General features: G+C 70.0%; 4 protein-coding genes. 2 read left to right on the top strand and 2 right to left on the bottom strand.

The features are described 5' to 3' along the window. Both B9G49_RS15760 and B9G49_RS15755 read left to right on the top strand, forming a co-directional pair. Positions 1 to 571, top strand: a 571-nt coding sequence (locus tag B9G49_RS15760) for a hypothetical protein (protein WP_233125235.1), incomplete at its 5' end; no start/stop codon positions are given. Between the two features lie 402 nt (positions 572 to 973). Beyond that, positions 974 to 2,872, top strand: coding sequence for a DEAD/DEAH box helicase (locus B9G49_RS15755; protein WP_086217002.1), 1,899 nt, complete (start codon positions 974 to 976; stop codon positions 2,870 to 2,872). Between the two features lie 51 nt (positions 2,873 to 2,923). Here the strand turns inward: B9G49_RS15755 and B9G49_RS15750 are convergent, their stop codons facing one another. Continuing rightward, a complete protein-coding gene (locus B9G49_RS15750; RefSeq protein ID WP_049932541.1) occupies positions 2,924 to 3,478 on the bottom strand; it encodes an adenylate kinase in 555 nt (184 codons plus the stop codon). Continuing rightward, positions 3,478 to 3,762 carry a hypothetical protein gene (locus B9G49_RS15745; RefSeq protein WP_049932543.1) on the bottom strand — a complete coding sequence of 95 codons (285 nt, stop codon included), beginning with the start codon at positions 3,760 to 3,762 and terminating at the stop codon, positions 3,478 to 3,480. Before B9G49_RS15745 ends, B9G49_RS15750 begins: the two co-directional genes overlap by 1 nt. Positions 3,763 to 3,868 lie beyond the last annotated feature (106 nt).

Below are 3,868 nucleotides of genomic sequence, written 5' to 3'. Positions count from 1 at the left end.
GTATCGGTCGGTTGATCCCCCGCACGGCGGCGAGGCCGCCGCCCGGACGCCGGAGGATCCTCCCGTGCGCGACCCGGGCCGCTACGCGCTGACCGATCACTTCCGCGAGCGGCTCGAACAGCCCGGTCGGTACGTCTCGACGCGCACCGTGAGCGACGCGATCCGCGAGGGGCAGCTCCGGTGGAACAGCACCGACGGGTGGCGGTTCGCCCTCGTGGAGGGCGGCGTCCGGTTCGTCGTGGTCGTGAGCGACACGGAGACGAACTCCCCGGTCGTCGTCACCGGCTGGACCGAGGTCGCGGACCGCGAAGATGCGCTGGAGGCCTCGCGGTGGGACGGGGTCGACGTCGACACCATCGCCGTGCGGGCCGCGCTGAGCGAGTCGGCGTCGACGCCGATCCCGGACCGGATCCGCCCCCGGACCGTGACCCGCCCGTTCGAGGTGGGCGAACACCGCCTCGAAACCGAGCCGGGCGAGCCATTCGTGCGCTGTACCGACTGCGGCTGCCGGTTCCGCTCGAAGGAGGGGATCACCTCGCGGCGGTGTGGGCAGCGGTCGCCGGGCCGCTAGTCGGCGATACTCATTTTTACTCAACTCCATTCTGTTCGATCGGTTCACGAGTGGCCAAGTCGCTGCGGTGGCGCGCGCCTCCGAGCGCCCGCGGGGCGCGAGGAGTCCGTGCGAGGGAGTCGCAACCGTCGGGAGCGACGAGGCCGGGGAGGCGTGAGGCGGCGGTGCGGGGTGGGGCGGGACTCGAAGGGGCAGTCGTGCGGCCGCAGTAGGCGACGTAAGCACCGCGGCGAGCGACGCGAGCGAGGAGCGCAACGAAGCGTACTGCGGCCGCACGACTGGGGCTTTGGAGATGTTGTCGGTCGCTCCTCAGAGAGCAACCCCGTACGACATGTGTAAGACCTCCGTTCCGTCTCGTCCGCTGACGCTATCCATTTCCGCGTCGCGACCGAAGCGGCGGTGATGACCGACGACACCGGCGACGACGCCGGCGACGATTCCAGCGAGGACGACGCTGAAGACCTCTCCTTAGATCGCTTCCACGAGGCGCTCGAGGCCGAGGAGCGACCGGTCGCAACGGCGAGCGAGGTCGCCCGCCGGCTCGGAACGTCGCAGGCGGCAGCGCGCGACGCGCTCGCTGCGCTCGTTGACCGCGGCGACGTGGACCGACTCGACGTCGAGGCCGACCCCGTCGTATTCTACCCCCGCGACTGGGGCGCGTTGGCGAGCCGCGAGCGCGTCGTGACCTTCCCGAAGCGCCGCGAGATCGTCGTCGACCGCCCCACGCAGTACACCCGCGCGCGGCTCTCGCAGTTCGCGAACCTCGTCGACACCACCGGCACCGAGCCCGGGACCCGCGGGTATCTCTATCGGATCCGCCAGGAGGACGTGTGGGCAGCACCGTTCGACGACGCCGACGCGCTCGTGGGCGCGCTCCGGTCGGTGCTGCCGCGGCGGTACGAACACCTCGAAGCGTGGGTGCGCGACCAGTGGCGTCGGGCGCACCGCTTCCGGCTGTACACCCACGCGGACGGGTACGTCGTCCTCGAGGCCGCCTCCGAGAACCTGATGGGGAACGTCGCCGACCAGCACCTCGACGACGACCACCTCCGCGCGCCAATCTCGGACACCGAGGCGTGGGTGAACGAGGCGGCGGTCGCCGCGGTCAAGCGCACGCTCTACGACGCCGGCTACCCGGTCGAGGACGACCGCGACCTCGAGACCGGCGACCCGGTCGAGATCGACCTCGCGACCGACCTCCGCGATTACCAGGAGACGTGGGTCGAGACGTTCCTCGACCGCAAGTCCGGCGTGTACGTCGGGCCGCCGGGCTCCGGCAAGACCGTCGCCGGGATCGCGACGATCGCCGCGGTCGGCGGCGAAACGCTAATTTTGGTCCCCTCACGCGAGCTCGCCGACCAGTGGCGCGAGGAGCTGCTGGAGCACTCCACGGTCGACCCCGCTGACATCGGACTCTACCACGGGGGGACCAAGGAGATCCGCCCCGTCACGATCGCGACCTACCAGATCGCCGGGATGGACCGCCACCGGAGCCTCTTCGAGTCCCGCGAATGGGGGCTGATCTGCTTCGACGAATGCCATCACGTCACTGCCCCGGTGTACTCGCGGACCGCCGAGCTCCAGAGCAAACACCGGCTCGGACTCTCGGCGACGCCCGTCAGCGAGACTGGCAGCGAGGAAGAGATCTACACCCTCATCGGCCAGCCCATCGGGGCGGACTGGGACGCGCTGTTCGAGGCCGGCTTCGTTCAGGAGCCCGAGGTCGAGATCCGCTACGTCCCGTGGCGCGACGAGACGGCGCGCAACGAGTACGCCGCCGCGGACGGCCGGGACCGCAGACGGCTCGCGGCCGAGAACCCTGCGAAGGTCGAGGAGATCCGGTACCTGCTCGCGGCCCACCGCGACAAGAAGACGCTCGTCTTCGTCGAGTACCTCGACCAGGGCGCCGCGATCGCCGACGCGCTCGGCGTCCCCTTCATCAGCGGCGAGACGCCGCACCACGAGCGCGCGGAGCTGTTCCGCCGGTTCCGGGCGGACGGCGAAGCGGAGGGTTCGGGCGGCGGGGCGGCCGACGACGACCTCGACGTCCTCGTCGTCTCGCGGGTGGGCGACGAGGGGATCGACCTCCCGAACGCCGAACTCGCCGTCGTCGCGAGCGGGCTCGGCGGCTCTCGACGACAGGGCTCACAGCGGGCGGGACGGACGATGCGGCCGACCGGCTCCGCGTTGGTCTACGTCCTCGCGACGCGCGGGTCGAGCGAGGAGGAGTTCGCCCAGCGACAGATGCGGCACCTCGGGCGGAAGGGCGTCCGCGTCCGCGAGACGAACGTCGCGGAGTAGTCCGCGGCCCGACGCCGCCGGACCGGACGCGTGCCGAATCGCGCCGCTCGCTCAGAGCGCGTCAGCTAAGCGCTCGGCCGCCCCCTCGATCTCCCCCTCGTTCTCGACGAACCGGACGGGCGCGTTCTGGTCGCGCGCGTACTGGAGCGCCGCGGACCGGTTGAGGTCCTGCTCGAAGTCGATCTGGCGTTCGGTGACCCCGTCGAGGTCGCGGTCGCTCGCCCGCCTGCGTTCGAGGATCGTCGCCGGTTCCGCCTCCACGAGGACGAACGCGTCAGGCGAGACGTCTTCGAGCACTTCGACTGGAAGCCCTTGGACGTAGCCGGTCAGCGTCTCGACCGCGAGGTGCGTCGAGAGGATCACGTTCGTCGTCTCCGCTTCCTCGGCGACGAACTCGCCTGCGCGGCGCTGGAGCCGCCGCGTCTCGGGCTGTGAGAGCGTGCCGAGCTTGGCCCGCTCGGTCGCGAGCCCCATCGCCGCCGCCTGTTCGAGCATCACGTCGCCGAAGTTGATCAGCTTGTACCCATCTCCGAGTCCGCGCCTGACCGCCTGACAGACGCTGGAAAGGCCGACGCCGTTGACTCCCGACACGATCGTGACTGACATCAGAAGCTCACCTCGTTCTCCTCGTCGCCCGGCATCCCGCCGCGGTCGTCGTAGTACCGGCGGCCGATGAACTGCGCGCCGACGAGCATCATCAGCGTGTCGTAGAGGTCGTCGGCCGAGTCGAACGTCTCGACCTCCGACCGGTCGATGACCGCCCGGATCGTCGTGGACTCTCCGTCGGGCGGCGACAACTCCGTGTCACCGACCGTCTCCAGCACCTCGCTTCGGGGCGCCGGAAACTGTAGTTTCCTCGCGAACAGGTCACGAGTCTCTGGTAAGCGCATACATGACACATGACAGCACACGCTAGCATAAGTGTACATGTCAGTGCCCCGCGACCGAAGTCGCGGGTTACCCCCTCGTTCCGTTGTGACGCGGAGTGTCGCCGCC

The organism is Halorubrum sp. SD683, from assembly GCF_002135045.1.
In the GTDB taxonomy this organism is placed as follows: Archaea; Halobacteriota; Halobacteria; order Halobacteriales; family Haloferacaceae; genus Halorubrum; species Halorubrum ezzemoulense.
The sequence above is the reverse complement of the archived record's forward strand: the minus strand, read 5'-3'. Positions and strand labels throughout refer to the sequence as shown.